Source organism: Paenibacillus tianjinensis, assembly GCF_017086365.1.
GTDB lineage: Bacteria > Bacillota > Bacilli > Paenibacillales > Paenibacillaceae > Paenibacillus_AQ > Paenibacillus_AQ tianjinensis.
Window position 1 is genome coordinate 3,196,649 of record NZ_CP070969.1, and the last position, 26,338, is coordinate 3,222,986.

The window sequence follows — 26,338 nt, forward strand, 5'->3', positions numbered from 1 at the left end:
CATGGACAAGTTTCAACAATTATTTTTAAGGAATATGAAAGAAAAACTTGGGGTATTAGCTTCCGCCCCGCTTGTACCTGAAGGCGAAATCTACCGTCTGATTCATTCAATCAAAGGTACAGCCGGAACGATTGGACTCTCAGAATGGTCAGATGCCGCAGAGCAGTTGATCGGACAGCTGAGGGATGATTCGGTACGTGATTGGTCAGATGCCGAACTGGAAGTGTATCTCCAGCCTTTATACACCCTTCTACCCGATGACGAAGCTGAAGCTGACGGTGTAGCAGAAGAAATGGATATAAAGCTGGTTGAGCCTACTTTTCATGAGTCGACCTCCAGTGATCCAATGAAAAAAAGCTTAATTGTGATTGTAGATGACGACCCGGGAATGCTCAGAGTGCTTAAAGAAACGTTAGAAGATTATGGCTGGATGGTTCTGGCCACCCCCCTGCCCTCTAAAGCACTGGAATGGTGTTATGATCTGGAGCCGGATTGTGTGGTTTTAGATATCGTTCTGGAGAACAGCAGCGGTTTTGAATTACTGGACAATATTCGCAGCCGCTGCGAGGAGCGACTGATTCCCACCCTGCTCATGAGCGCCAGAAACGACAAAGCAACGCGGATGAGGAGCTATGCCTCAGGAGCGGATGATTTCATATCCAAACCGTTCGAACTTGACGAATTCGCGGCACGCATCGGCCGGCAGCTCTCCAGAAGGCTAAAGTTGACTTCCATGCTCATGCTCGATGAGCTTACAGGGGCGTATAACAGCCGTTTCTTCAGACAGGAGCTGGAGCGCTGGCGCAGTGCTTCATCAACTACAGGTTCGCCACTTAGTCTGGCGGTTCTCGATATCGATCAGTTCCGTAAATGGAACGCCGACGGCAATTATGATGAAGGGGACCAGCTTCTCCGGTTGTTCTCTTCTTATATCCGCTCCCATCTGCGGGATCAGGATATCTGGGCAAGAGAACGTGCTGACCGTTTTTTGCTGCTGCAGCCTGGTCTGACAGAAGAGGAAGCCGAGCATGTGGCTCAGCGTCTGGTTCAACAGTTTGCCGGATTTCAGTATCAAAAGGACCCGCAGCTGCCCCTTGCCGCGACCTACTCAGCCGGTGTGACGGCAGTCAGCAGCGGGGTGCCCAGCGAAAAAATTCTAGAACAGGCAGCTATGGCCATTGCGGCCTCCAAGGCTGCCGGCGGGGGAATTTGTACCCGATATACCGAAGACCAATCAGGCATCGTGCAGGAACAGCCGCTGCGTCTTGCGGTGATTGACGATGATGATCTGATCCGCAACCTGCTGACAAAACAGCTATCCGATCTCTCCGGGAACCATAATATGGAGATCCGCAAATTCAAGGACGGAGAAGAATTTTTCAGTGATCCCTGGCATTCCATGGGAGGCCGGTATCTCCTTGTGCTGGACCGGATGATGCCGCGGATGAATGGCATGGAGGTTCTGCGCAAACTTCGCAGCGGTGCGGGCCGAGGCGAATATACGATACTAATGCTGACCGGTGTAAATGAGGAACGCGAGATTGCCGAAGCAATTCAGGCCGGGACAGATGATTATTTGACCAAGCCCTTCAGTCTTGTAGAACTTGAAGCCCGCGTTGTTAGGCTTTTGCGGGGGAAGAAGTGATGAACGGCCGTTTTAGTTATCTCCTCCAGTTTATTCAAATTACCGGACTCGTGCTTTTAATCATACTGGTTGGTCTACTAATGTACTTATCCATACGCAAAGCAATGAATAACAAGCATAACGCCCGTTATAACCGCCGTCTTCAACAACTGCTGGGAACAGATTCTGGCTTGCAGGTTTTTCTGGAAACGGGTGTAGAACCTCGCCTGCTTAATGTCAGTGTGAACCGCCGCTCACCTATTTTCGAAGCGCTGCGTGTACGCCTGTCCATAAGCAGAACGGAGCTTGAAAGATCCCGGATTTACGAATACGCACGCAATCATTTTCATGATTATTATGCAATACTGCTGAAGAAGCGCCGGTGGAGTACACGTGTCAACGCACTGCTGGAGCTGGAGCTCTTTCGCATGGATTCCCTGCGGGAAGAGCTTGTGGAGCTGCTAGGCAAACGAAAGCTTTCAGATACCGAGAAATTTCTGATCCTGCGGATTTTCGCCAGCTTTCAGATGAAAGAGCTTCTGCCCTTTCTACAAGATGAAGCTTCTTCCTTGTCGGAGTCGCAGCTGCTTCAGCTGCTTTTACCGCTTCAGTCCTCTATGCAAGAAGTAATCCTGACTGAATTCTCGGCTTATCCCTTAAGATTGCAGTGTGCCATGGTTGATGCTCTTCGTCTGCGTAATGAGCGCTCGGCTCCGGTACTTACTCTTCTGGAGTCACTACTCGGCAGTGAGGAGCCTACCCTTCGCCTGCGTGCAATCAATGCGATTGCGAACTTTGGATACATTAGTCCTGAAAGCGAAAGCAAGCTGGTAGCGTCTATCCTGCAACCGCAAACCGATTATTCCTGGAATGAGCGGCAAGCGCTGGCCCGGCTGATGGGCAGCATTCGCGAGGAACATTTTATTCCGATTCTGCTGAAGTTCCTGGGTGATGAGTCGTATCCTGTCCGGCAGACGGCCAGTGATTCGCTTTCCCGTTACAAATCAGGAGAAGAACAGCTGCAGAGCGCCGCTCTTCATCATCCGGACCGTTTTGCGAGAGAAATGGCGGAAGAAACGCTGGAAAGGAAACGATATGAAGGAGTCTTTCATTGAGGTAGTTTATAAAATGCTGGACAGCTTATCCTACGGGCTGGTGTTCTATGTTGCTTTTATAACCCTGGTCTACATCACACTGTTTTTTATAGCCGCTGGAAAGCTGTTCCGGGAGAAAGATATCAAGCCGATACAATACGACAAGCTTCTAAGCAGCGAGCTGGCGCCTCCCCTTTCCATCCTGGTTCCCGCTTATAACGAAGAATTAAATATTGTCTGGAGCGTCCGGTCACTCCTCGGAATAAATTACAAGCAGTTTGAAATCATTGTCATTAATGATGGTTCTAAGGATTCAACGGCACAAAGCTTAATCTCAGAATTTCAAATGGTGGAAGTTAAAAGCAAGGTGCAGTGGTCAGGCCTCGGACGGGAAACCAAGCCTATCCGCGGCATCTACCGTTCCCTCCAGCATCATAATCTGGTGCTTGTCGACAAGGAAAACGGCGGAAAGGCGGATGCTCTCAATGTGGGCATCAATGTATGCCAATATCCGTATTTTGCATCCCTGGACGGCGATACCGTGCTGGATACAGATGCCTTCATCAAGATAATGAAGCCAGTGATGGACGCACTCCCGGGAGAAGAAATAGTCGCCACCGGAGGCAGCGTCGGCATTGCTAACGGGAGTTATGTCGACAGCGGGCATCTCAGCAGCGATAATGTCCTTCTTTCCAGGAAACCGCTGGTTATCATGCAGGTTATCGAATATTTGCGGGCTTTTTTAATGGGTCGGGTCGGACTAAGCCGGTTCAACCTTCTGCTTATCGTTTCCGGTGCTTTTGGCGTATTCAAGAAAGACTGGGTCATTGAAGCTGGCGGCTATGAACCGGGGACGATCGGTGAAGATATGGAGCTGATTGTTCGGCTGCACCGGCGTATTAAGGAGAAGAAAAGTAAAGCAAGAATCGTATATGTACCGGACCCCGTCTGCTGGACGGAAGCACCGGAGAGCGTTAAGGTTCTTCACCGCCAGCGTACACGCTGGCACAGGGGCCTTTTTGAAAGCCTGTGGAAGCACAAAGTGATGCTTTTGAATCCGCGCTACGGAAGAATCGGAATGGTCGCCATGCCGTATTTTGTATTCGTTGAATTGCTGGGTCCGGTGGTTGAGGTGCTCGGAATGCTTACAGTAGTGCTGGGTATTTTTCTCCATGTAGTTAACACCCAAATTAGTCTGGCTTTGTTCCTGGTGATGGTAATTTACGGCTCGCTGTTATCCGTCGGGGCTGTCTTATTTGAGCAGTGGATCGTTGGCCGGTACAATAAGGTCGCTGATTTATTCCGCATGTTCATTTATGCCCTCTCTGAGGCATTTTGGTTCCGCCCCCTCATGACAGCCTGGCGTTTTAAGGGACTGTTCCAAGGGATACGCGGCAAACAGCATCAGTGGGGTGATATGGTTCGCGGCAATGTCATGAACTCCAAGAAACCGGGAGCATAAACGTGAAATGCAAAGCATAATGCTTCAAACAAAAACGGATACATTGTCCTTACATAGGAGTGTACCCGTTTTTTTAGTGAACAATAGACTTTCATACCGCAATTTAAGTGGACAATCCATCCAGCATCCCCAGCAGCTTCTGGTATTGATCTATGGTCTCCTTATCTTCTACTCTAAAACCGGATTTATAAAATATGATATCCCCCGTGCCATGATCCAGCTGATCGTTCGCTTCAAGGATCCGTTTCAGGTTCTTTGCGGTTCCAACACTGCCTGAAATAAAATCTGTATTCTCAGGAAACAGTTTTATAAGTTCATTGGTGAAATACGGAAAATGCGTACAGCCTAATACAACAGTCCCGTACTGGCATAATTCAAACCTGGATAATTCATCCTTTAGATAGCCGATAACCTGCTCTTCGTTAAACTCATATTTCTCAGCAAACTCTACCAGCCCCGGAAGTGCCAGACAGTCGACGATATCCTGATGATCCAGACGCTTCACCAGATTATTGAATTTCTCCTCTTTCAGTGTAAGGTTCGTTGCCAGTACCAGCACTTTTTTCCGGTTAAGCTCCCACTTTTGCACAGCGGGTTTGACGGCAGGCTCTATACCCAGAATCGGAAAGTCATATTTCTCACGGAGCTCCTCTATCGCAATACTGGTCGCAGTATTACAAGCAATCACCTGAGCCTTTACACCCTGCGCAGCAATAAAATCAACAGCATTAAATATATAATCTTTTACTTCTTCCTTGGGTTTCTCCCCATAAGGCAGATGCACGGTATCTGCATAAAAGATGTAATCCTCATTAGGCAGGAGCTGCAACGCTTGATGAAGTACAGTAATTCCACCGATCCCGGAATCAAAAAATCCTATCCGCATCATTTCACTCTTCTCTATATGTTGTGTGTTCTATTTTAACATGTTGCTGTTGTCTGTACCATTTTCAGTGCCTAAAGTAGTCAAAGCAGCAAATACCCTGATAGGCAGAGTGATTGCTGCTTTGCTGTCTCTCTTATTGTATTACCCTTATTTCAAATACGTTCCGGTCTCACCTATTCCGCCGCTGCCATTTAGAACATACACCCGTGCATTCCCTTTTCCGGAGCAGGTCAATGTAATTGTGCCGTTGGTAACCGTCTTACTGTCACCTGTCACTGCATCCACATAGGTTCCGTTCGGAATACCGCTAAATGTGGCATTGCCCGAAATGGTAACAAGCGCAAAGCTGTCTATACCTTTGGAGGTATCTGTATATCTTCTTTTAAAAGCTAATTCACCACTAACGTTCTCCGTGGAATATTGGCCCTTTTGCAGCGCCGGCACGGCTCTACGGATCAGATTAAGCTGCCGGATGTGCTTGGCCAGCGGATAATTGAGCGATTCAGCTAGCGTACCAGTTGCGTTTGTGAATTTTCCGAAATCCTGTACCGTCACACTGCCTTCAATGTGGTCGCCATAGTATGCACGGCCGGTTGTGCTGAGCGGCGCATTCGGGCCAGGATCAATAACTTTACCTTTCTGGAATTCGATTTCGGATCCATAGAATATGGCCGGGATGCCCCGGAAGGTGAACATCAGCGCCAGATTCTCGGCCCAAGTGTCCTGCGTTCCGGCGAATCTTTGATTCTCCGGTGCCTGGTCAGGTGCATAGTCATGGGAGTCCACATAGGTCACATTCCAGGTAGCATCGTTATAATATTGATCACCGCTCCGCATACTGAAGGCTTCCTGCGCAGACTTGAATGCCCAGTGCATCGGGAAATCTATGACATCCATGCCTGATTTCATGGAAAAATCCGGAGCATGATACATATTGCCGATCAGAAAAGCATTGTTTGAGATTGGCTGCCCTGCGGTTGTTGAATTGTCCGCCCATTCCTGCTCGACAGACAGCTTGTTGGAAGCGTAATCATTTTGACCGTCGCCAGGGTACGATTTCGCAGATTTCCAGGTATAGAATGGCGTTGAAATCGCCGGAATTCCACTGTTCCAGACATCTCTATACCGGGTAGCCACTTCACCGAAGATGAAGAAGTTGGAACCGCCTCTGGCTTTCCAGGCAGGTACGAAATACTTATTGAATATATAACGGCTTACATGCTTCACGGTATCCACGCGGAAGGCATCTACGCCCATGTCGATATACTGGTTATAGCTGTCGATCAGATACTGATTTACAACAGGGTTCTCGGTGTTGAGATCCACACAGTCACCAGCAATCTGCCCGGTCTGTACCGTATATGATTCCCAGGAGAGGCTTTTCTCGGTGTGGTAGATGTTATTGTTGGCCTCTGCCGTTTTCATAAGTGCTAGTCTCGCCTGATACTGCTGGTCGGGTGTCATAGTGTCGTAATTGGCCGGCAGCTTATCCGTAATTTTGAGCAGATTAGCGATCGTATCTGCCTTAGTGGCATCCTTCTTGAACATCGGGAACAGATTCTCTTCTCCGAAGTTACCGGTATGATTGACGACAATGTCCTGGATGACCTTAATTCCTCGGGCATGGGCGGCGGTGATCAGATCCTGGTAGGACGCTCCGGCCGACTCATATCTTGGATCGACTTTGGCAAAATTGATCGCATGGTAGCCATGATAATCATAACCGCTGGCATTCTGAACTACCGGAGTAATCCATATGGCGCTGAAGCCGAGCGCTTTGATGTAATCGAGCTTTTGAATCAGCCCTTTGAAATCCCCTCTCCAGGCCGGATCCGAATCCGGATTCCCTGCTTTGGCATCATCCCAGGCATGTACGTTATTACTGGTATCACCATCGTAGAAGCGGGAAGTGATCACGAAGTAAATGGAATCTTCCCGGAAGTCCCCTTTATTGCCGATACTGTACACAAAGCTTTGGTTGGTACGGTTACCGGCTGCGTCGATTACAAGGAACTTTAAGGTTGTGGTCTTGGAAATCAGAATTGATGGTCCGGTCAAACCAGCCAACGCATTCCCGGAAATATATACTTTAGAGCCCGAAGTCGGTTCTGTACCATTATCAGTATAATATGCTGTAGTAGTGGCAGCTTTGTTGTCTTTGATATTGAAAGAGACGGTAACTGCTGAGGTGGATTGCCCTACCGGCAAATTCGCTGTAATGGTTGGAGCCTGCAGGTCGGCATTCAGATCAATTACATAGGCAAAAGACGCCACGCTGCCTGCTTGGCCACTGATATTCACCCCAAAAGCCTTGATCGTCAAGGAGGAGGACACTTGAATAGGTGCTGTGTACAAAGCTGATGCTGTCGTCGGGGTAGTACCATCGGTTGTATAGTATATTTTATCTCCGCTGTTGCTGCTGGAAAGTGCAACCGTTTGTGCGGAATCGTATGTTTTTGGAGCAGGTGAAACTGTAATTACCGGTATCTTAGGCGCTTCCGGATTGGTGTCATACCAGACATTATCTGTGTAATACCAGCTCTCCTTAATCGTCCGCGCCAAGTCGGCTGTCTGTTTGCCATTGCTGTCGTTGAAAATTAGGCTTGTGCCTGCTGCGCCGGCTATCGTGTAGCTGTACCAGTCATTTCCGTCTACATTCATGAGAATTCCCGGCCATGCCCCACTGACCGGCACCGTTGCCGGATTCAAATTCCAGTAATGAATGCGGACCGCTGAATTCCATGTTGAAGGCTTTTTAAAATGAACCGTAATGCCGGTCGCCGTGGATGTTGGCGTCGGTGATACGGTAGCTGTCGGTGTCACAGTAGGTGTCGCAGTTGGTGTGGCTGTTGGAGTGGCTGTTGGAGTTACAGTTGGTGTGATTGTGGGTGTAGGTGTAGGAGTTACAGTTGGAGTTACAGTTGCTGTTGGTGTAGGTGTTGGAGAAGTTCCGGGCAGAACAATTACATAATCAATATTAATATTTCCGCTGTCGGCAGTATCGTATTTATAGGCAATCGTATTATTGCCTGCCAGCAGGGTAAGTGCTTCCGTCTGGTCAGACCAGGTATCCCAATTGGCCAGATTAGCCAAGGTGGTTTGTTTTACCTTTGTGCCGTTAACATAAACAGATAGAGTCCTGGCACTGCCAGAAGCGTTAGCGTAGTGCAGGGTTGCATTATATACTCCTGCTGCTGAAGCCTGCACATTGAAGGTGGAAGACGCTCCGCTTGCTGTGTATCCGTCCACAAAGCCGGTTCCGGAATAACCGGTATGATTAGTATTTACTTTGGCGCCGCCTGACAGAGCTGCACTTTCCGCTTCGTACTTCCCGGCGGAAGGGATAATGACAGACCAGTTCTTCCCGCTGTTATTGTCCCAGCTGTCAGTCGGAGCAGTAATATGATAGCAATACGTTAATGTAGCACCTTCGGCAACAGTGATGTTGGCCGTGAAGGTTGTCCCGCTCTTGGTCATGACTGTATCCGTAAGCGTCGTCCAGTTGCTTGTAGTCCAATGCAAAGTTACAGCAGTTGCTGTGGTATTGGTGTATGTGACTGTATAATTAGTATTATTGGCCGAAGCTCCTCCGGATGTCCCGAACAAGCCGAAGCACAGTGCAAAAATAATCAACCAAGAAAGAAACCGCCTCGTTTTATTTCTCACCAAATAAACTACCTCCTCATCGAATGTGAATCGATTTTAATTGCGCAAACGTTTGCAAAAATAAGAACAAAAGAACAATTACGCATTGACGTTGTAGTATAACCACCCCCAGGGTCCGACGGAAAAGATTCATTGTATGCGTTTACAAAACAAGATTTACATAAGGTGATAAGACGCTTCATCTTGTCCAATGAATTTTTCTTGATTCTGATTATAGTCTCCCGCCTTTTCCCGGTCAATGGATCTTTTGAGCTATAATCACAATTATTTATCTAGATAATACTCACTCATTCTAATGATTAGGCACGTAGAAACCGGTTTCCTGTTTTTTTCAGAAAAACTTTGAAGTACATACATTTCCGCAGAAAATAGTCGTCTGGTATATAGCAATATAACGTTATAATCCTTGTCATTTAACTAAAAGAGGAGTTCTATTGAACCCCTCCGTTCTTCCTATTTAACGCCCAAGCAAATCAATTGTTGATCGTCAGACTAAACCCTGACTGAATGTAATTCAGACCCGGATAAGCAATGTTGCTGGTGATGAGATTATTAAAGGCAGCTGATCCATTTCCGGTGTAGGTGTAGATAGCGGCACCTTTATGCGGCCCGGAGAAACGTGATGTGGTGATACCGTCAAGTCCTGTACCATTAATATTAATGTTGTTAAATACAATATTCTCAAAACCGCCTCCGTATCCGAACTGAATTGCATCACGCTGGGTATTGATGATATCAATATTGCTGAAGGTTACATTTTTGATGGCATCATTGGAAGCTTCCAGGTCTATCGCACCGCGTTCACCGCCGTACAGGTCCTTGCTGGTGCCGCTGTTTATGATCGTCGTATCCGAGAACACAACACCGGTATTATTCTGGAAATGATAGCCCGGGAAGACCGTGTTCATCCGGATGCCGGAACCGCCTACCGTATCAATAATGTAGTTATGGTCTGCCTTGTGGCCGCTTCCGCCAAAAAAAGCTATGGCTGCTGCACGCCAGTTATTTTCAATCGTGTTATACGAAAATATGTTGTTTACTCCCGCCGGTGCACCGTTAGTGTTACTGGTCCAAACTGCAAGCCCATCATCTCCATTGTTACGGATGCTGCTGTTACGCACAACCGAGTTGCTGGTACCCTGGGAAAAGTTGATGCCGTCGGCCAGATTATTACGGATACGGCTGTTCTCAACAACCAACCCGCTGGCATAAATCGCCGGGGTATGCGCATAGTCCCCGACCCACATTCCACATTCAAAATGCTCCACCCAGACATCATGGATAACCGAATTGGTCCCGAAATTGTCCATAAAGCCTTTATAGATTGCATTTTGTCCGTAACGGGAACGTAGGTTCGAGTTCATGTAGACGTTGCTGAAATCCAGCTTGCCGGTAACCCGCAGTGAGATACCTCCACCCGCCGCATTAGGATTTGTAAATTGAATATTGGTGTGCCAAAACCCGGCTCCGGTAATTGTGATGTTATTGATTTTATTGCTGACCGAGCCGATTTCCCACATGCCGCTTAAGTTGAAGGTGCCCTCCGGGATATAAAGACTTTTACCGGCTGCAACCGCTGCAGTAACGGCTGCTCTGAAGGCAGCCAGATCATCCTGTCCATCGTTCGCAACAGCACCGTGGTCAGTCACGGATACCGAATTTGCCGGACGGACAGTTGCCGCAGGAACCGGTTCGATCTCCAGGAAATCTACCCCATATTCGTTGCTGTCCCCATTGTTCTTCTGGATGCGGATGGTATCGCCGGCTTTGAGTGCAGTATCCAGCTTGAAGTGTATTTCATCAAAACGGAACAGCGGACGTCCGGCACTTGGAGCATCACCCGGCATATCGCCCGAGAAATACTGCCAGCTGTAGTATGAAGTCAGAGATACGGTTTTAACCTTACTGCCGTTAACATACACATCCAGCGAACCATTCAGGCCCATTCCGTCTGCCGAATCCGGCATCGTGTAGCGCATGGTAACCCCTGCCCCGCCCTGACCGGATCTTACCGTCCATTCAGCGTAAGCGCCGTTTGACGGGAGCGCGATATACTTCTGCCCGGAAGCTTCCGAAGCGGTCAGTGACTGGTCGAAGGTGGGTGCTGTTCGGAGTGTTGCCGCTCCGCCTCTTACGGCATCATCGGTATCATACCGGCTGTAAGGCACACTTGCTCCACGCAAAGCGTAGACCACCAGATTTGTGGTATTTACATTATTGCTCTGTTTTGAGGCTACTTCGTTGGTATCTGCTGTAACGGTCGTAGTCACCGTGTAGTTCCCATTCACCGCTGTCCATGTTCCAGGGATAGCAACGTTAACCGATGCACCCGCTGCAATTGTACCGTTATATGCACCGTTAAATGTCTGCAGGACTGTTCCCGCAGAATTTTTAAGGACTACAGTAATGGCATGAGCACCGCCGGCAGAGGCAACGGTACCCTGATTTTTGAGGTTTACCGTAAAGCTTACACTGTTATTGGCCACCGGGGTCCCGGGGCTCCAGGATGTTGTCCCCACCAGATCGGAGCTTGCTACCGGACTCACTACTAGCGAAGAGGTGTGGTTGTAGCTGTTATTGGCATCGTTCTGTTCGATAACCGAGTTGTTCTCATCCACCTTGGCAGTGATCGAATAGCTGGCTGCGGCTTTAGTCCCGGCATTCAGCGATACCGTTGCAGATGCCCCGGCAGCAAGTGTGCCCACGGAAGCCGAGCCTGCGAGTTCACTGTTCAAGTAGAAATTAACGGTGGTCGCTGGAGATGCTGCGCTACCGCTATTTTTGACAACTGCATTCAGCGTCATTGCACTGGATTCATCCGGAGCTGACGGTGTCCAGGACATCCCGGTAATCGTCAAGTCAGGATTGGATGCCGGGGTGCCATAAACCTGGAATTCGGCGATTTGGCCGGCCGGAGCCCCGCTGTTCGAAGTAATGTTCAGCTGCAGTCGTTTCACAGTTGCCGTTACCGGAATAGTAACTGTGTTGCCAGTGCCCGGATTAAAGGTATACACCTGTGCGGATACCAGATTGCTAAAGGTTGTTGTCGTCTGGTTATGGCCGAGCACTTGAATGGTTTGAGTACGCGTTCCCCATTCGGTTGCCGGATTCAGCTTCAGGACTATGGATGAAATATTCTGATTGGCCCCAAAATCAAGGAGTAACGTACTTGGGTTTGCACTGCCCTCCCAATAAGTGGCGGTGTTGTTGTCATTCGCGTTCGTGGCGACGTAGGTCTGAGTATACGAGGAAGCTGTGATAGTAGCGCCGATAGCGATGTTTCCGCCTGGTGAAGCTGTTGGAGATGCCGAAGGTGTCGGTGTGACAGTTGCAGTCGGTGTCGGGGATGGAGCCGTTGTTGGAGTTGGAGTTACCGTTGGAGTGGCTGTCGGAGTTGCTGTCGGCACTGGTGTCGGTGTCGCTGCGGAAGTACCATAGATCTCAATTTCAGAGAACTGCGCCGCCGGCCAGCCTGTATTGGCTGTCACGTTCAGCCGGACATAGCGGGTGCTTGCTGCGCTGAAATTAATGGTGACGGTGTTCCCTCCAACCGAAGGGTTAAACACGTAGGCTGAGCTGCCGACAATATTGGTGAAAGACGAGCCGTCTGTACTGCCTTGAACTGCCAGTGTTTGTGTCCGCGATTCCCAGGCGGCCGGCAGCTTTAATACGATCTGGTCGATGCTTGTATTCGCTCCCAGATCAACCTGAATCCACTGGGGAAACGCGCTGTTCGTACTCTCCCAGTAGGTGCCTTGATTACCGTCTTTTACATTATTCGGTTCATACGTCTGTGATTGGCCGCTTGCAGTGATACTTTTACCCAGTGTCAGATTCGGCCCGCCGGCTGCAAACACGTTTCCGAAGGTTCCGGCAGCGAGATACAAGCTTGAGATCAGCATAGCCGCTATTAGAGACCATACGACATACTTGTTGCGCATTATAATCCTCCTCAGCAATGTATGGATAGTAATGGGTTAGAAGTAACTACCGATCCTCCTTTCCATGAAATACACACTCATTATAGAGACTGATCAGTCCCGGCTATAAGAGGTATTTCTACGAAAAAGATAGGTATTCCCATGTTCTTTGCAATAAAATCACAACATCGTCTTTGTGCAGAAGGATTACTGAGCAATCTATTATCTCTTTTCCGGATATTTGTTCAAATTTTAATTTGTCTCTTTAGATTAGCCTTATAATTTACGATATAAATAACGTAGATTTTAAACATCCAGAGATGAGAGAGAGTTGTTGTCGTGATGAGCTACTTGGCGAATCAGAAAGTATCAGTGAAAATTATGGGTTTAGTCGGGTTGTCGATTTTTTTTATGATTCTGATCGGATATTCAGGACTTCACTACCTTAATAAGATTAATGGTAACGCAAAGCAGATGTACCAGCACTATATGGTTCCAAATGAGCTGCTAAATCAGATTATTATCAACAACGCCCAGATTAACGCTCTACAGCTGGAACTGATGATACCCTCTAACCAAACTGTCGCCAGGCAAAAGGAAATCAATGACTCGATTGGCTCCATCATCACCGGCAGTATTGCCGCCCAGAAGCAGATTGAAGGCATCGGTATGGCTGGCGATGTGAAGCAGCAATATGATACCTTCAAAGGCATGATTGCCAAGAGCAACGAAGCCCGCGATCAGATGTTGGGCAAGCTTGAAGCTAACCAGACGGCAGAGGCTTACACTGTATTTGCTAAGCAGTTGTCACCTATCCGCACCGACATTATGAATATCCTAATATCCATCAAGAAGCTGAATCAGGCCTCTGCTGCCGAGCTTAATCATAACAATAAAAATGATGCTTCAGCGAGTCAACTCAATTTGTTCGTACTGTTGGCTGCATCTGTAGCGGTATGCGGAACCATTAGTTTGCTGCTCTCCCGCATGATTACCCGCCCCTTGAACAGACTGAAATCGCTGATGCAGGACGCCCAGAACGGGAATCTTTCTGTAAAAGGCAGCTATAAATCCACGGATGAGATTGGCGTGTTGACTATCGGCTTCAATGATATGATTGCCGGACTCCGGGCAATTATAGCGAGGATCGGCGAACATTCCCAGATGCTCTCGGCAAGCTCTGAGGAGCTGCTCGCCAGCTCCATGCAGACCAGTGCCGCCAGCAGCCATATCGCTGAAGAAATTCAAGCGGTAGCAGATGGCTCGGTTATGCAGCTCAGCGGTTCACAGGAATGCAGCCGGGCCATGGATGAGGTTGCTACCGGAATTCAACGGGTTGCCGAATCCGCATCTGATGTTTCCAGCATTGCCAGCTATACCACTGAACAGGCCGTGCTGGGCAGCGGGAAAATCACCACGGTCAGCGGCCAGCTGGACACCATTCTGAGCACCTCCCAGGCATCTGCGGCCGTGATCAAGAAATTGGATAGTCATTCACAGGAGATCGGTACAATCGTGGGCCTGATCAGCGGGATTGCTGGGCAGACGAATCTCCTGGCGCTTAATGCTTCCATTGAAGCTGCACGCGCCGGAGAGCATGGACGTGGGTTTGCTGTTGTGGCTACAGAAGTGCGTAAATTAGCTGAACAGTCTAATCAATCCTCTGGTCAAATTGCCTCTATTTTGACGGAAATTCAGACGCTGGTACTGGAAGCCGCCCAAATGATGGACAAGGAAAGCACAGAGATCCAGGCAGGTCTTACGGGCATGCACGAAGCGAAGCAGACGTTTGAGCAGATTGTCGGCTACATTCAGGAATTAAACCAGCAGCTAGAGGAAGTATCAGCCGCTTCCCAGCAAATCTCAGCAAGCTCTGAAGAAGTTAGCGCCTCCCTTCAGGTCACTAGTGAAATCGCAGGTTCTTCCTTAAATAAAACGCAAAATGTCGCAGCCGCTTCCGAGCAGCAGCTGGCGACGATGTTAGAGGTAGAAGGTGCTGTGAAGTCACTTTCGGGGATGGCCGAAGAATTGCAGGAGTTGTCCTCAAAATTTAGAATTTAATTTTCACATCTTAACGAAAGAGCCGCCATACCTGCGGCTCTTTTTGGGCTGTTGCATATAATCTTTCCGAAGAATGGAAATACTAACCAACACTCCATGGGTTGACTGTTCCTGCATTAAAGTTTAAATTTAAATTGTTAATATGTATTAACCATTAAAATATTTAAAGTATTTTTTATAATTACTGAGGTGATACCTACTGGATAAACACGATCAGCTCTCTGATTTAATCAGCCGGCACATGATGACACTGGTGGCAAGCTACGCGAAGCTGCTGGATAACAACCTGACAGCCCCGCAGTATTTCATTCTGCAGACACTGGCGAAGCAAGATCTGCAGACCAGCTCCTATTTTGCCGGAGCACTGGATGTAACCCTCTCAGCCATTACCAACCTAAGCAGCAAGCTGGTTCAGAAAGGTTATATTGAGCGGGTCATTTCTGAAACGGACAGGCGCCAGGTACTGCTGAAGATTACCGAACAAGGCCGTGAAGTCGAACAGAGCATGATGGACCGCTACCGTCAGCTGACCGCAGGGTTATGGGATGAATTGAATGAAACAGAACTGGATCTGATGATTAGCTCCTATCAAAAGATGATTGCGCATCTGGAACACACGATAAATGGAACCAAATTACAACCTCAGGGGGAATAATGTCATGGGAAGATTAGAACATAAGGTAGCAATTATCACTGGAGCAGCTGGCGGTATGGGGAAAGCAGACGCCCTGCTATTCGCCAAAGAAGGCGCTAAGGTTGTCGTTACAGACCTTCAGGAAGTGAAGCTTCAGGAGGTCGTGTCGGAGATTAGGGCTAACGGTGGCAAGGCCATCGGGCTGAAGCAAAATGTCACCTCTGAAGAGGATTGGGCCCTGGTCGTAGAGGAAACACTTCGCGCTTACGGCCAGATCAATATTCTGGTCAACAATGCCGGCGTCTCCGACCCTACAACATTCATGGACCAGACCGTAGAGCGCTGGGAGCGGACGATGAGTATTAATGTTACCAGTATTTTCATCGGTCAAAAAGCGGTGATCCCGCACATGATCGCAGCCGGAGGCGGCTCCATTGTTAACATCTCTTCGATCGCCGGACTGACCGGCGGCAGCGGTGCAGGACCTTACACTGCCAGCAAAGGTGCTGTCCGTATGCTGACCAAAGCTACGGCAGTCGACTATGCTAAGCATAACATCCGCGCGAACTCGATCCATCCCGGTTATATTGAAACGCCAATGACTGAGGATCTGCTGAAGGATGAGACAATGAAGCAGTGGTTCTACGCACAGACTCCGTTGATGCGGCTAGGTACAGCGGATGATATCGCCAAAGGTGTACTGTTCCTGGCTTCAGATGATTCCTCATACATTACAGGTGTTGAACTGCCGATCGATGGCGGTTATTACGCCAAATAAGCTGGAGTATTTCTCCATTACAAATGCGGCAGGACCAGACGAAAAGTTTCGTCCATCCTGCCGCCTTTTTATTGTTAAATCCAGCTATACCGCCAGATGCACGGATCCATCCTCGTAGATATCCACTCTTTGCGCGCAGAGCAGCATCCCTAGCCCGTTCGCTGTCCCTTTTTCACGGATATCCCTTTGCCGGCGTTCCCAGATCTCCCGGTCATGAATAATGTCGTACTGGTAATAGTTTTCGGTGCCCGCTGCTTCCATCACCTCGACAAAGATAAAGTTATCCAGGAACAATGTGCGGAACCAGTCCGCTGCCTCCGGATGGGAACTAAACTTAGGGAGATCCTGCTCAAAGCGCTCCGGCAAATAACGCTGCTTCAACCTGCCGATCCTTATGTAATACTCTTCCAGATTATCAGATGTAATCATAGATTATCCCCCTTGTGATGAAATTTGCATAAAAATATCATATTTAAGGCATAGCGCCTATGACATTGTGCATTCCATCAATCAATCTGGTCTGTCTTCTCTCACTTGGAAATCTATAAAGCCAACGCTACGCTCCTACAATTCCAAAATTCCGTAAATTAGACATTAGGATTTATTATTGTAGTAGAGGGATGATGTAGTTTGAAATTCACTTACTCTTAAGGCGGGGGACACATGGAGAAGCAAAAGTTAATCCGTATCTTTGATAAGCAAGCAAACCAATATGAGAAAAAAAGAGAAGATGCCAATCAGAAGCGTTGGCGCCAGCATCTTATAAGTCATGCAAAGGGCGAGGTGCTTGAGCTTGCTGTAGGAGCAGGCGCAAATTTCCCATACTATCCCCGGGGGATTAAGGTTACCGCAACTGATTTCAGCGAAGCGATGCTGGAAAAAGCAAAACAGGCGGCAAAACATTATCAGATAGATAGTGATTTCATCTGTTCGGATATTGAAGAAATGAGCTTTCCGGATCAATCATTCGATACAATTGTTTCAACATTATCCTTTTGCAGTTATAATCACCCATTAATGGTGTTGGAAAAAATCAGCCGCTGGTGTAAACCGGATGGGCAAATCCTTTTCCTGGAACATGGGGTCAGCTCGAATCCTGCAGTATCTACTGTTCAAAAAGTATTTAATCCGCTTTTATACCGTGTTTATGGATGTCACCATACAAGAAATATTGTCGGACTGATTCAAGAGTCAGGTCTCATCATTCATAAGGTGGACAGCTACTGGATGGGCATGGTTCATCTGATTTGGGCGCAGCCGAGACAGCAGCTTCTTGATTAAAGTAACGGAGACCATTAGTTATTAGACCAATAACCCCCGCAGAGTACCTGAGGGGGGTTATTGGTTGTTATATCATCTCAGCAAACGCAGCCCGCTAAGAATTACTGCCAGCGTACTTCCCTCATGGCTGACCACACCGGAGGGCAGATTCAGTCCTCCCCAGAAGTTCGATACAACAAGGATCAGAATCACTGCAAGCGCGAATGAAATAGTATGTGATTTTTGTCCCACACATCTCCCGATACCTGGAAAGAGATTGAACTAATCCGTATCTTGCTTTTCCTTGCGGACTATTGTAGCGTGATAGTAGTTATTTTTGGGCAAAGCATGTTTTCACAGGAGGCGCTCATGAATTTTGAGCATTATTATTTCGCCGCAGGATTCAATTCGGTACCGGATGAGCTTGATCTCGCTGTACTGTTCAGCGGGGAAGGTAAACCTTACCCGGGGCATAAAATGGGACCGGCGGTGCATGATTACTATCTGATCCATACGGTATTGGCAGGAGAGGGCTTCTTTCAGTGCGGTAATATCTCGCAAAAATGCCGCAGTGGCGACACCTTTGTCATTTTCCCAGGTGCTCTGTTCAGCTACCAGGCGGATGACACTGTACCTTGGCACTATGTCTGGATTGCCCTGCAAGGCAACTCCGTAGCCGCTCTGCTCTCCGATGCCGGAATTACCAAGGAACGGCCGCTGCTGCATGCTGAGAATGTAGATGAACTGACCAGTCTATACGAACGGACCCGCCAGTCCTTCCAGCAATCCCCCTATCCGCGTCTGGAGAGCCTGGAGGCTTCAGGCTGGGCACGCCTGCTGCTCCATCAATTCGGGCTCAGCAATCTGGAGGTGCTGCCGGCCCGCCCTCAAGAGATGCCGGAGATGATTGACCGGCAGATTGACCAGGCTATCCGCTGGATCTCGCTGCAATTCCACCAGCAGATCAGCATCGACCAGATCGCCGTAACACTCGGTTACCACCGGGCACATCTATCCAAGGCTTTTAAGCAAAGGACTGGCCTGTCTCCTAAGCAGTATTTGCTCAAAATGCGGATGGACAAAGCGAAAGGGCTGCTAGAAGGTACGCTAAGCATCGATCAGGTCGCTTCCTCTGTCGGCTTTAACGACGCCCTATATTTCTCCAAGCAGTTCCGTAAATATTTCGGCATACCGCCAAGTGAATACCGGGCAGCCCTGCGGAGCAACAATTAAGCGGCGGATTCCCTGAACACAAAACCCCTGCCGGACTTCCGCAGGGGTTTTGTATCGACAGAATAAACAGACAATCCGGGGACAAAATCCCAAGCTCTTTAATGCATTGCTTTGTCTAAAATAGAACGGACAAACTCCGTTTTACCTTCTGTGTAGGCCTCTCTGTCATATCGGTATTGCCGTGCCAGGGAGAGCTTTACCTGTTCGTATTCTTCCACCGCAGAAGGATGGGTCCGAAGATAGTCACGAAAGGCGATATGCTCCAGATAGCCTTTACCGTCCTGCGGGCATACATAGAGATGGTAGTTCATGAATCCGTCATCCGCCGTGCGCTCAAAAACCTCCCTGCCTTCGATTCCCTGATTTCCGCGATGCCTATAACCATACTGCTGAAACCGTTCAATGATTTCCGGCAATACGGTATAGCTCTCCATCACCAGATCCAGATCAATGATCGGTTTGGCGGATAAGCCTTCAACAGAAGTACTTCCAACATGTTCCACAGAGAGGATCAGATCGCCGACCATCTCCAGCATCCGCTCTTTAATCTTGTTAAACTCTGTTTTCCATCCGGGGTTATAGGGAACCACTTCAACTGGGATAACGGAATTTGCGATAACATCAACCTTCTTCACTGAAAAGTCTCCTTCCGGTTGTCAGCTATATTATAGCAAAACCCGTCCACTGGGATAAAATGCTACCAGCCGTCTCATACTATCCCTAAGCAAACGGAGGTGAAATCTATGCCTAAAAACAGTGCCGATCCCAAGCACGACCGAGACAATAATCATGCAGACAAGAAACACAATCAGCAGAATCACGCTTCCATTACTGAAGAACCGCAAATGCTGACGAATGATAAAGCTGCCGATTATGTCCCGAGTCTGAACGGGGTTACCAAAAACGAAACATAATATCATTGCCGCCGGGCTGCTCTTTGTCTAATCAGGACAAGAGCAGCCTTTTTAGATATTGAATCTGCAGCGGATTGACTTGTCCGGGCTGCGGATGATAGTCTGTTCTTCTAGGGTCAAATAAAGGAGAATTCAGGATGAAAAAAGCAACGATGAAGGATATCGCCCGCCTGGCGAATGTATCTGTAGCTACGGTCAGCTATGTACTGAATAATGTCAAAAACCAGACGATTCCCGATCCCACCCGCCAGAGCATTCTGCAGATCGCCAAGGAGCTGAATTATGTCCCGAATCTCGCTGCGCGTTCCTTGGTTGTTCAGCGGACAGGAATGGTCGGCATATTAATCAACAAATCTCCCCGGCTCCCCTTCTGGAAGCGGCAGAGCTATATGACGCTGGTGGACAGTCTTGAATCAAAGCTTACGGAGTCCGGGTACCATACGCTGCTGATCAGTCTGGATCCCCAGAATCCGGCGATGGATGTGATCCGCGAACGGAAGCTGGATGCCGTCTTCGTTGTGGATGTCATGGAGAAGATGTTTTACCGGATTTCTGCTAATTTCGTAGATGGCGTGCCGCTGATTCTGATCGACAGCCTGATCGATGACCGGATGTTTAATCAGGTGAACTATAATTATCCGCTTGCCCTAAAATCCGCTGTATCTGCCGCTGACGCGCCTTCCTGTCTGGTGATGGAGAGCTTTCACAACCAGGCGCTTACAACCTGGATTACAGACAGCTCCGGATTGAGTAAAGAGAATATCTACATTGCTGCTGATCCCGCAGGAGCACCGGGCACACTGGAGGATTTCTTGCAGCAGAACCGTGGTAAGCATGTCATTGTAATGAATGAATTTCTGGCAAAATCGGTTGAGCATACCGGACTCGCCTCCTCCATTACAGCACTGTGTACCTGCGGCATACCCGAGATTGTCGATTCCGGCACCCGAGTCATCCGATTTCAGAACAACCGGGCGGAGACGGCCTTTGAATTGATGATGTCACTGAAGCATATTCAGGAGGATCCAAGGATTTTGGCCGGCAATCAATTTTTGGTTGAAGTTCTCCCGTAAATTTTCTATAATAACTTAAACGTTTAAGTTTAGTTAGATTAGGAGGCTGTTACGATGATTCCTACTACTGCCGGTGCTGATAAGCCGTTGTCTGCGGCTCCTTCGAAGTATCCGAGTCTGCACAAAAACAGAGTATTCCTGCTGTTGTTCTCAGCAAGTACCTTGTCCATTCTGGGAAATGCTTTTCACAGTCTGGCGTTAAGCCTCTGGGTGCTGCAGTCCACCGGCAGCGCAAAAATGATGAGTATCATGACGATCAGTAACCTGATCCTGTGTTCCCTGCTGGGCAGCGTTACCGGTACCCTTGCCGATCGTGCCAACCGCAGAACACTGATTCTGTGCTCCTATTTCGTTCAGAGTCTCACGGTACTGAGCATTGCTTTCACGCTGACACAGTCCTCTCCCTCCTTTCTCCTCATCGTTTGCCTTACCGGAGTTGTTACGGCTGCCGGCCAATTTCAGGCTCCGGCATTTCAGGCTTCGCTGCTCACGATTGTCGGCAAGGAACATATTCAGCAGGCTGCAGGCTGGATGACTTTGTCCGAGAATATCTCACGTACGCTGGGCTATGCCCTCGGCGGTATATTTGTCGCTGCTGTAGGCGGAGCCTGGGCGGTATTTGTGGACGGAATGACCTTTCTTATGGCCTTCCTGCTGATTCTGGTTGCCGGCTCCTGGTCAAGTAAATCCGCGGCTGGGAAACCGGCCAAATCATTCAAACAAGACGTTGCCGGCGGCTTCCGCTACATCTGGGGCCACTCTTTTGCCAGAGCGATTACGATCCTGCTACCCGTGCTCGCCTTATTTTTCCTTTCCTCCCTAATGCTTACCCAAGTGATGGCTGTACAAGTATGGAAGGCGGCTCCCTTTCAGTTTGGACTGCTCGAAGGGAGTATTCCGCTGGGGTATATGCTGGGCTCAGGGATGATCCTCCTCGCCGGAAGCCGGATCAAACACCGCGGCCTTGTGGTCTCTGCAAGCCTGCTGCTGTTAGGCCCGTTATACATGCTCCTCTCCGTCACCGAATCAATGAATGCTGCACTCCCTATCATTCTGGTGATCGGGTTCACCTTCTCTTTCAGTACGCTTCTTATCAATATTATCCTAAGGCTGGAGGTACCGGAGGAGCTGCAGGGCCGGATGTTCGGTGTGCTCGGTTCACTGATGAGTGTGGCCCCGCCTTTGGGGCTGGCGCTATTTTCGGCTGGTGCAGATGAGTTTGGTGTAGCTTCGGTAATGTTCACCGCGGGTCTGCTGCTAAGTCTATTCGGACTCGTTTCTGTTGTTAAGCTTGAACATATCCGTAAATATAAATGAAGTCTGGCCGCTGGTTTTGTAGTAAACTAATTTGCATTGGGAAACAAGAAGGATGAAGAGCGAACAGGAGTGATTAAGCATTGAGCCACTATGATGCCATTATGCGCCGCTTGCGCAGCAATCCGCTGAAAAATGTTACTCCACTCAAAATGATGACCGCCTATCATGAGGTAATAGACAGCTGCCTGATCGAACAAGGGGAGCAATGGGGAATTCTGCTGTTATTACCGGCTTGCAGCTATTCTTTTGATCAGAAGACCTATCCCGAAGCCGATGTAATTGTGCTGATGGATTACAGCAGTACGGAAGTGGTACCGGCAATCGTAGAACGTATTCCAAGAGAAGCTAAGCTGGTATTCAAGCTGCAGCAGGAAGCGCGGATAGCCATTCAGGAATATTTCCCGCTGCATCCGGTCCGCTGCTTCTATTCCTACTCTAGCGTGCCGGGCCAAAGCTTCATTCCGGATGAAGCCGCCGTACTAAGTGATCAGATTGATGAGCGGCTGCTTCCGTTATGGTACAGTAACGGTTATACCCAGGAAGAAATCAGGCATTATTTTCAAGATGGAGCATTTTCAGTGGCCCTGTATGATGGACATAATCCGCTCAGCACTTGTATCATATTCCGTAACGAGGAACAGATCTGGGAGATCGGAGCTGTACATACAGCCGAAGCAGGCCGGAGAAAGGGGCTGGCAGCACGTGTAGTCCGCACAGCCTTACATCACACACTGCAAAGAGGCTACATCCCACGATATCAGGTACAGGATACCAATACGGCCTCCATCCGGCTGGCTGAAGCAGTGGGTCTAACTCTTGCTGTGAAGCTTGAGCACTGGATGAATTACAGTGTTCAGCCGAAATAAGTTAAAGCGCTTCTCCTATATGTGGAACTTCTATAATATAATGTTCGTATGAGCTTGTAAGATGTTCAGCGACAACAATACACTTAAAGGAGTTTACTCATGAGCTATCAACCCTTTGGACAACAAGATTATTACCCGCCTCCTCCTTCCCCGCCGGCTCACACCAATGGTAAATCCATTGCTGCACTGGTACTGGGGATACTTTCAATCGTAACCCCTTATATTGGCCTCTTATTCGGGATCATTGCCATTATTATGTCAGCCATCTCCCTGAAAGAGATCCGCAACCGTTATGAAGGAGGCAGAGGGCTGGCCATCGCAGGGCTGGTCTGCGGCATTATCGGAACGATTATCTATGCACTGCTAATTTTGCTATTTATTATTATTATTTTATTTGCTGCCGGAGCGGGCAACGATGCAATCAACACCTTCAACTTCAGCACGAACAACATCTAATCGTCCGGCTGATGAGGATAGAACTGAATTTTCCTCTTAACAAAAGGAAGCTGACACCGGTTTCGATATCCGGTATCAGCTTCCTTTTGTTTACTGCGGCGGGGTCCCTTTGGACATCAGAATGTTGATATTCTCCGCTTGGCGGTATTCCGTAGGAGTGAGCAGGAACTTCTTACGGAACATCTGCGTGAAATGCTTCATATCCTGATACCCCACACGCTCAGCAATCTCTGCCAGCTTCAGCTTCGGATTCAGCAGCAGCAGCTTCGCCTGCTCCAGCCGCAGGGAGGTGACATACTCCTTATATCCCTGGCCGGTTTTGTGCTTGAACAGCTGGCTGAAATACGCCGGATTGAGGAATACCACCGAGGCCATTTTCTCAAGCGACAAATCCTCGGCGTAGTGCTCCTTAATATAATGCAGGGCGACATCGATCGCCTTCTCACCGCTTCCCTTAAGCGGCTCCAGCTCAAAAGCCTGAGAGGCCGAAGCCTCCCTCATCCGTTTTACCACCTGGGGAACCGTACTGAAGTCGTAGCTTAGGCCGGAATGCAGGATCTGAAAAGGGACTTTCAGATAATGGATAAGATGCTCACGGACCTCCTGCTGAAACTCCTCGATCACCGCGTTCTCCCGCAAAGTTACCAGACCCAGCAGACTCTGCCGGTCATAGCTGACCACAAAGCCCCGTCCATGACGCTCGACCAGTTCGGACAGCACATTTTCCACAATAAAGTGCTCCAGCCTGACGCTTCTGTCCCCGGGATCCATCTGCACCATCACCAGATAATAATTACTGAAGTCTTCGATAAAGGGGCCAATGTCGAGATTGCCGATATCAAGCCCTGATGCCAGCCGCTGGAACACTCCCTCACGCAAAAACCGCAGGCTTGCCCTCAGCCGCTCCCCTTGCCTGGAAATGTCACTGTCCTTCTGAATCTCGTCAGTGAGATTGTGTATAATCTCCTGCAGCTTGTTCTTGCCGATAGGCTTCAGCAGATAATCCTTCGCCCCGAGGCGAACCGCCTCCTGCGCATATGAAAACTCGCTGTGTGCTGAGATCACAACCCATTTCACATACGGATATCTGCGCTTTGAAATCTTCATAAATTCCAGTCCGTTCATACCCGGCATGAGGATATCCGTCAGGACAATGTGGATATGCTGCTCCTCCATCACCTTAACCGCCTCCTCGGCTCTGGCTGCAACATAAACCTGATATTCAGGGTATATATTCTCGATTGTGCGCATGATGCCTTCGCGGATTACCCGTTCATCATCGGCGATGAGAATGTTCACGTAAGCGTGTCTCCTTCCACATTAATCGGCAGCAGGATCGCAACCTGCGTTCCTACTCCGGGAAAGCTCTGGATTTGCAGGCCATACGTCTCACCGAACATATGCTGCAGACGGCGGTGCAGATTCTGAAGTCCGATGCCGCTTTTGCCGGCTTCCTTCGGGCTTCTGCCCTCGAGAGAATGAAGCAGCCGCTGAAGCTGTACTTCATCCATTCCGTTCCCGTTGTCTTCCACGATTAATTTCAGAATATTCCCTTCCTCGCGGGTATACACCTTAAGGATCCCCTGGCGGCCAAGAGATTCCAAACCATGTTTGACCGCATTTTCTATGACCGGCTGCACTGTCATCTTGGGAACCCGGATAGGCAGCCATTGTTCATCGATGCCTGTAACAATCTGCAGCCTGCCTTCCAGCCGGATCGAAATAATCTTCAAGTAGTGGCCGATCTGCTCCAGCTCTTCCTCAAGCGCGACCTCTGCCCCGTCCTCCCATTGACTGCTGTAACGGAACATGGAAGACAGTGACAACACCAGCTCACCCAGCTGCTCATTCCCTTCCTCATCGAGCATCCAGTAGATCATGTCTAGGGTATTGTACAGGAAATGCGGATTTACCTGAGACTGGAGTGCATGCAGCTCCGCGTTCTTCTCGCTGACCGACGACAGCTTCACCCGTTCGATCAGCTCTTCGATCCGCCGCACCATCCGGTTAAACGAAGCGACGAGGATGTTGATCTCCTGATATGAGGAGACATTCACCATGCCCCGGAAATTACCGATTTCTACCTGCCGCATTTCGCGTATCATCTTCTTCAAAGGGGAGGATATACTCCGCGATACAATGAAAGCGATCAGCGTGGATACAATAATCAGAATCGATATAACAATCAGCAGATATCTCTTCATCTCAATCAGTTCCACATTCAGATCTTTGTCCGGCGTAATACTCATAACCCACCAGCCCGAGAAGGAGAGCTTGGAGGCGACGATCAGGCGGTCTGCTTCCTGCTGGACCATTACGTCCTCTGAGGTCTGCAGGGAAGGCAGATTCTCAACCACCGGTGACGGATCCGTAGCGGATGAGACAAACCGGCCGTCCTGTGACATCAAATAGACCTGGCTGTGCGCACCGAGCTTCAGGTTGTCTAATGCGTCCAGAACCGGCTGGGGATTAGTCTCATAGAGGACAATACCAATCGGTTTATGCTCATTGAGGTCAAAGATTTGCCGCCCGAAAGCGAATACAGGACTGTCCTCGACCTGGTCGATCAGCGAATGCTCGTATACCCCCAGCCAGACCATTTTTCCTGAAGAAGCACGCAGCTGTTTGTACCAGTCCTCTGTCTTGTAATCCGGGTCCACCACATTCATATAGTTGCCGTAATTATAGATTTTCCCCTTATCGGTAATGACATGAATCCCAACCAGATCATCGCGTGAATAAAAGATAGAGCCGATTATATTCGTGATGGTCTGTTCATTGATAAATGCCACTGCCGGTTCATCCGTTGTTTCATTGAGCAGGCGAATCATCTCAAAGTTATTGCTTAGTGATTTCGACAAGGCGTCATACCCTTTATAAAGCAAGGTGAACAGCCCCGCCGTTTGAGCCACATTCTTCTGCGACAAATCGCTGATCTTTTCATGCAATTGAACCGTAGTCCGATTATAGTACAGCAGGCTGACTATGAGCAGAATGCTGGACATGCAAAAAAGAAACAGCAGAAACAACCGATGATGGATGGAATGAAAGCCGTTTCGCATAGGACTCTCCTCCTTCTTAGCACCCTGTCCTG

Annotated in this window: 21 protein-coding genes; 13 read left to right on the top strand and 8 right to left on the bottom strand. The window is 48.8% G+C overall.

Features of this window, described 5'->3' with window-relative positions:
- Position 1 precedes the first annotated feature (1 nt).
- Genes JRJ22_RS14210 through JRJ22_RS14220 form a run of 3 tightly spaced genes read left to right on the top strand, consistent with a single transcriptional unit; the run spans position 2 to position 4,180 of the window.
- A complete protein-coding gene (locus tag JRJ22_RS14210) occupies positions 2–1,645 on the top strand; it encodes a response regulator (protein ID WP_332461331.1) in 1,644 nt (547 codons plus the stop codon).
- On the top strand, positions 1,645–2,739 hold the full coding sequence (locus tag JRJ22_RS14215) for a HEAT repeat domain-containing protein (protein ID WP_206100186.1): 1,095 nt from the start codon (positions 1,645–1,647) through the stop codon (positions 2,737–2,739). Before JRJ22_RS14210 ends, JRJ22_RS14215 begins: the two co-directional genes overlap by 1 nt.
- The gene (locus tag JRJ22_RS14220; RefSeq protein ID WP_232380842.1) at positions 2,720–4,180 is read left to right on the top strand and encodes a glycosyltransferase family 2 protein; all 1,461 of its coding nucleotides are present in this window, start codon (positions 2,720–2,722) and stop codon (positions 4,178–4,180) included. The genes JRJ22_RS14215 and JRJ22_RS14220 overlap by 20 nt, the downstream gene beginning before the upstream one ends.
- 103 nt (positions 4,181–4,283) lie before the next feature.
- Here the strand turns inward: JRJ22_RS14220 and murI are convergent, their stop codons facing one another.
- The 3 genes from murI to JRJ22_RS14235 form a co-directional block, all read right to left on the bottom strand.
- Positions 4,284–5,066 carry a glutamate racemase gene (gene murI / locus JRJ22_RS14225; protein WP_206105135.1) on the bottom strand — a complete coding sequence of 261 codons (783 nt, stop codon included), beginning with the start codon at positions 5,064–5,066 and terminating at the stop codon, positions 4,284–4,286.
- Between the two features lie 147 nt (positions 5,067–5,213).
- Positions 5,214–8,735 (bottom strand): alpha-amylase family glycosyl hydrolase, encoded by a 3,522-nt coding sequence (locus JRJ22_RS14230; protein ID WP_206100187.1) that lies wholly within the window; start codon positions 8,733–8,735, stop codon positions 5,214–5,216.
- A gap of 470 nt (positions 8,736–9,205) precedes the next feature.
- Positions 9,206–12,673: a discoidin domain-containing protein gene (locus tag JRJ22_RS14235; protein WP_206100188.1), complete on the bottom strand. Its 3,468-nt coding sequence runs from the start codon at positions 12,671–12,673 to the stop codon at positions 9,206–9,208.
- 321 nt (positions 12,674–12,994) lie between these two features.
- On the opposite strand from JRJ22_RS14235, the gene JRJ22_RS14240 reads away from it, so the two are divergent.
- The 3 genes from JRJ22_RS14240 to JRJ22_RS14250 all read left to right on the top strand — a co-directional run bounded on the left by JRJ22_RS14240 (position 12,995) and on the right by JRJ22_RS14250 (position 16,125).
- Positions 12,995–14,713 (top strand): methyl-accepting chemotaxis protein, encoded by a 1,719-nt coding sequence (locus JRJ22_RS14240; protein WP_232381193.1) that lies wholly within the window; start codon positions 12,995–12,997, stop codon positions 14,711–14,713.
- A gap of 241 nt (positions 14,714–14,954) precedes the next feature.
- Positions 14,955–15,368 carry a MarR family winged helix-turn-helix transcriptional regulator gene (locus JRJ22_RS14245; protein ID WP_206100190.1) on the top strand — a complete coding sequence of 138 codons (414 nt, stop codon included), beginning with the start codon at positions 14,955–14,957 and terminating at the stop codon, positions 15,366–15,368.
- A gap of 4 nt (positions 15,369–15,372) precedes the next feature.
- Positions 15,373–16,125 (top strand): SDR family NAD(P)-dependent oxidoreductase, encoded by a 753-nt coding sequence (locus JRJ22_RS14250; RefSeq protein ID WP_206100191.1) that lies wholly within the window; start codon positions 15,373–15,375, stop codon positions 16,123–16,125.
- Between the two features lie 84 nt (positions 16,126–16,209).
- Here the strand turns inward: JRJ22_RS14250 and JRJ22_RS14255 are convergent, their stop codons facing one another.
- Complete coding sequence (locus JRJ22_RS14255) at positions 16,210–16,554, bottom strand: hypothetical protein (protein WP_206100192.1); 345 nt, start codon at positions 16,552–16,554, stop codon at positions 16,210–16,212.
- A gap of 234 nt (positions 16,555–16,788) precedes the next feature.
- On the opposite strand from JRJ22_RS14255, the gene JRJ22_RS14260 reads away from it, so the two are divergent.
- Positions 16,789–17,406, top strand: a complete 618-nt coding sequence (locus JRJ22_RS14260) for a class I SAM-dependent methyltransferase (protein WP_206100193.1) — start codon at positions 16,789–16,791, stop codon at positions 17,404–17,406.
- A gap of 72 nt (positions 17,407–17,478) precedes the next feature.
- Here the strand turns inward: JRJ22_RS14260 and JRJ22_RS14265 are convergent, their stop codons facing one another.
- Positions 17,479–17,637: a hypothetical protein gene (locus tag JRJ22_RS14265; RefSeq protein WP_206100194.1), complete on the bottom strand. Its 159-nt coding sequence runs from the start codon at positions 17,635–17,637 to the stop codon at positions 17,479–17,481.
- Between the two features lie 117 nt (positions 17,638–17,754).
- Here JRJ22_RS14265 and JRJ22_RS14270 point away from each other — a divergent pair, with 117 nt between their 5' ends.
- Positions 17,755–18,618, top strand: a complete 864-nt coding sequence (locus tag JRJ22_RS14270; RefSeq protein ID WP_206100195.1) for an AraC family transcriptional regulator — start codon at positions 17,755–17,757, stop codon at positions 18,616–18,618.
- A gap of 98 nt (positions 18,619–18,716) precedes the next feature.
- Here JRJ22_RS14270 and JRJ22_RS14275 read toward each other — a convergent pair whose 3' ends face one another.
- The gene (locus tag JRJ22_RS14275; protein ID WP_232380843.1) at positions 18,717–19,253 is read right to left on the bottom strand and encodes a GrpB family protein; all 537 of its coding nucleotides are present in this window, start codon (positions 19,251–19,253) and stop codon (positions 18,717–18,719) included.
- Positions 19,254–19,361: 108 nt separating this feature from the next.
- Here JRJ22_RS14275 and JRJ22_RS14280 point away from each other — a divergent pair, with 108 nt between their 5' ends.
- From JRJ22_RS14280 to JRJ22_RS14300, 5 genes are all read left to right on the top strand, one after another.
- Positions 19,362–19,532, top strand: coding sequence for a hypothetical protein (locus tag JRJ22_RS14280; RefSeq protein ID WP_206100196.1), 171 nt, complete (start codon positions 19,362–19,364; stop codon positions 19,530–19,532).
- Between the two features lie 137 nt (positions 19,533–19,669).
- Positions 19,670–20,605 (top strand): LacI family DNA-binding transcriptional regulator, encoded by a 936-nt coding sequence (locus JRJ22_RS14285; RefSeq protein ID WP_206100197.1) that lies wholly within the window; start codon positions 19,670–19,672, stop codon positions 20,603–20,605.
- A gap of 54 nt (positions 20,606–20,659) precedes the next feature.
- Positions 20,660–21,922: an MFS transporter gene (locus JRJ22_RS14290; RefSeq protein WP_206100198.1), complete on the top strand. Its 1,263-nt coding sequence runs from the start codon at positions 20,660–20,662 to the stop codon at positions 21,920–21,922.
- A gap of 80 nt (positions 21,923–22,002) precedes the next feature.
- Positions 22,003–22,788, top strand: coding sequence for a GNAT family N-acetyltransferase (locus JRJ22_RS14295; RefSeq protein ID WP_206100199.1), 786 nt, complete (start codon positions 22,003–22,005; stop codon positions 22,786–22,788).
- Between the two features lie 99 nt (positions 22,789–22,887).
- Positions 22,888–23,244: a DUF4190 domain-containing protein gene (locus JRJ22_RS14300; protein ID WP_206100200.1), complete on the top strand. Its 357-nt coding sequence runs from the start codon at positions 22,888–22,890 to the stop codon at positions 23,242–23,244.
- Positions 23,245–23,334: 90 nt separating this feature from the next.
- On the opposite strand, the gene JRJ22_RS14305 is transcribed toward JRJ22_RS14300, so the two are convergent.
- Positions 23,335–24,543 (bottom strand): response regulator, encoded by a 1,209-nt coding sequence (locus JRJ22_RS14305; RefSeq protein ID WP_206100201.1) that lies wholly within the window; start codon positions 24,541–24,543, stop codon positions 23,335–23,337.
- On the bottom strand, positions 24,540–26,306 hold the full coding sequence (locus tag JRJ22_RS14310) for a cache domain-containing sensor histidine kinase (RefSeq protein ID WP_206100202.1): 1,767 nt from the start codon (positions 26,304–26,306) through the stop codon (positions 24,540–24,542). The genes JRJ22_RS14305 and JRJ22_RS14310 overlap by 4 nt, the downstream gene beginning before the upstream one ends.
- Positions 26,307–26,338: the final 32 nt, after the last annotated feature.

Excerpts from the sequence above, each read along its gene's own strand:
- murI (WP_206105135.1), bottom strand. The coding sequence starts at position 5,066 with ATGCGGATAGGATTTTTTGATTCCGGGATCGGTGGAATTACTGTACTT.
- JRJ22_RS14260 (WP_206100193.1), top strand. The coding sequence starts at position 16,789 with ATGGAGAAGCAAAAGTTAATCCGTATCTTTGATAAGCAAGCAAACCAA.
- JRJ22_RS14235 (WP_206100188.1), bottom strand. The coding sequence starts at position 12,673 with ATGCGCAACAAGTATGTCGTATGGTCTCTAATAGCGGCTATGCTGATC.
- JRJ22_RS14300 (WP_206100200.1), top strand. The coding sequence starts at position 22,888 with ATGAGCTATCAACCCTTTGGACAACAAGATTATTACCCGCCTCCTCCT.
- JRJ22_RS14270 (WP_206100195.1), top strand. The coding sequence starts at position 17,755 with ATGAATTTTGAGCATTATTATTTCGCCGCAGGATTCAATTCGGTACCG.
- JRJ22_RS14240 (WP_232381193.1), top strand. The coding sequence starts at position 12,995 with ATGAGCTACTTGGCGAATCAGAAAGTATCAGTGAAAATTATGGGTTTA.
- JRJ22_RS14215 (WP_206100186.1), top strand. The coding sequence starts at position 1,645 with ATGAACGGCCGTTTTAGTTATCTCCTCCAGTTTATTCAAATTACCGGA.
- JRJ22_RS14280 (WP_206100196.1), top strand. The coding sequence starts at position 19,362 with ATGCCTAAAAACAGTGCCGATCCCAAGCACGACCGAGACAATAATCAT.
- JRJ22_RS14245 (WP_206100190.1), top strand. The coding sequence starts at position 14,955 with ATGATGACACTGGTGGCAAGCTACGCGAAGCTGCTGGATAACAACCTG.
- JRJ22_RS14290 (WP_206100198.1), top strand. The coding sequence starts at position 20,660 with ATGATTCCTACTACTGCCGGTGCTGATAAGCCGTTGTCTGCGGCTCCT.
- JRJ22_RS14220 (WP_232380842.1), top strand. The coding sequence starts at position 2,720 with ATGAAGGAGTCTTTCATTGAGGTAGTTTATAAAATGCTGGACAGCTTA.
- JRJ22_RS14250 (WP_206100191.1), top strand. The coding sequence starts at position 15,373 with ATGGGAAGATTAGAACATAAGGTAGCAATTATCACTGGAGCAGCTGGC.
- JRJ22_RS14285 (WP_206100197.1), top strand. The coding sequence starts at position 19,670 with ATGAAAAAAGCAACGATGAAGGATATCGCCCGCCTGGCGAATGTATCT.
- JRJ22_RS14210 (WP_332461331.1), top strand. The coding sequence starts at position 2 with ATGGACAAGTTTCAACAATTATTTTTAAGGAATATGAAAGAAAAACTT.
- JRJ22_RS14310 (WP_206100202.1), bottom strand. The coding sequence starts at position 26,306 with ATGCGAAACGGCTTTCATTCCATCCATCATCGGTTGTTTCTGCTGTTT.
- JRJ22_RS14255 (WP_206100192.1), bottom strand. The coding sequence starts at position 16,554 with ATGATTACATCTGATAATCTGGAAGAGTATTACATAAGGATCGGCAGG.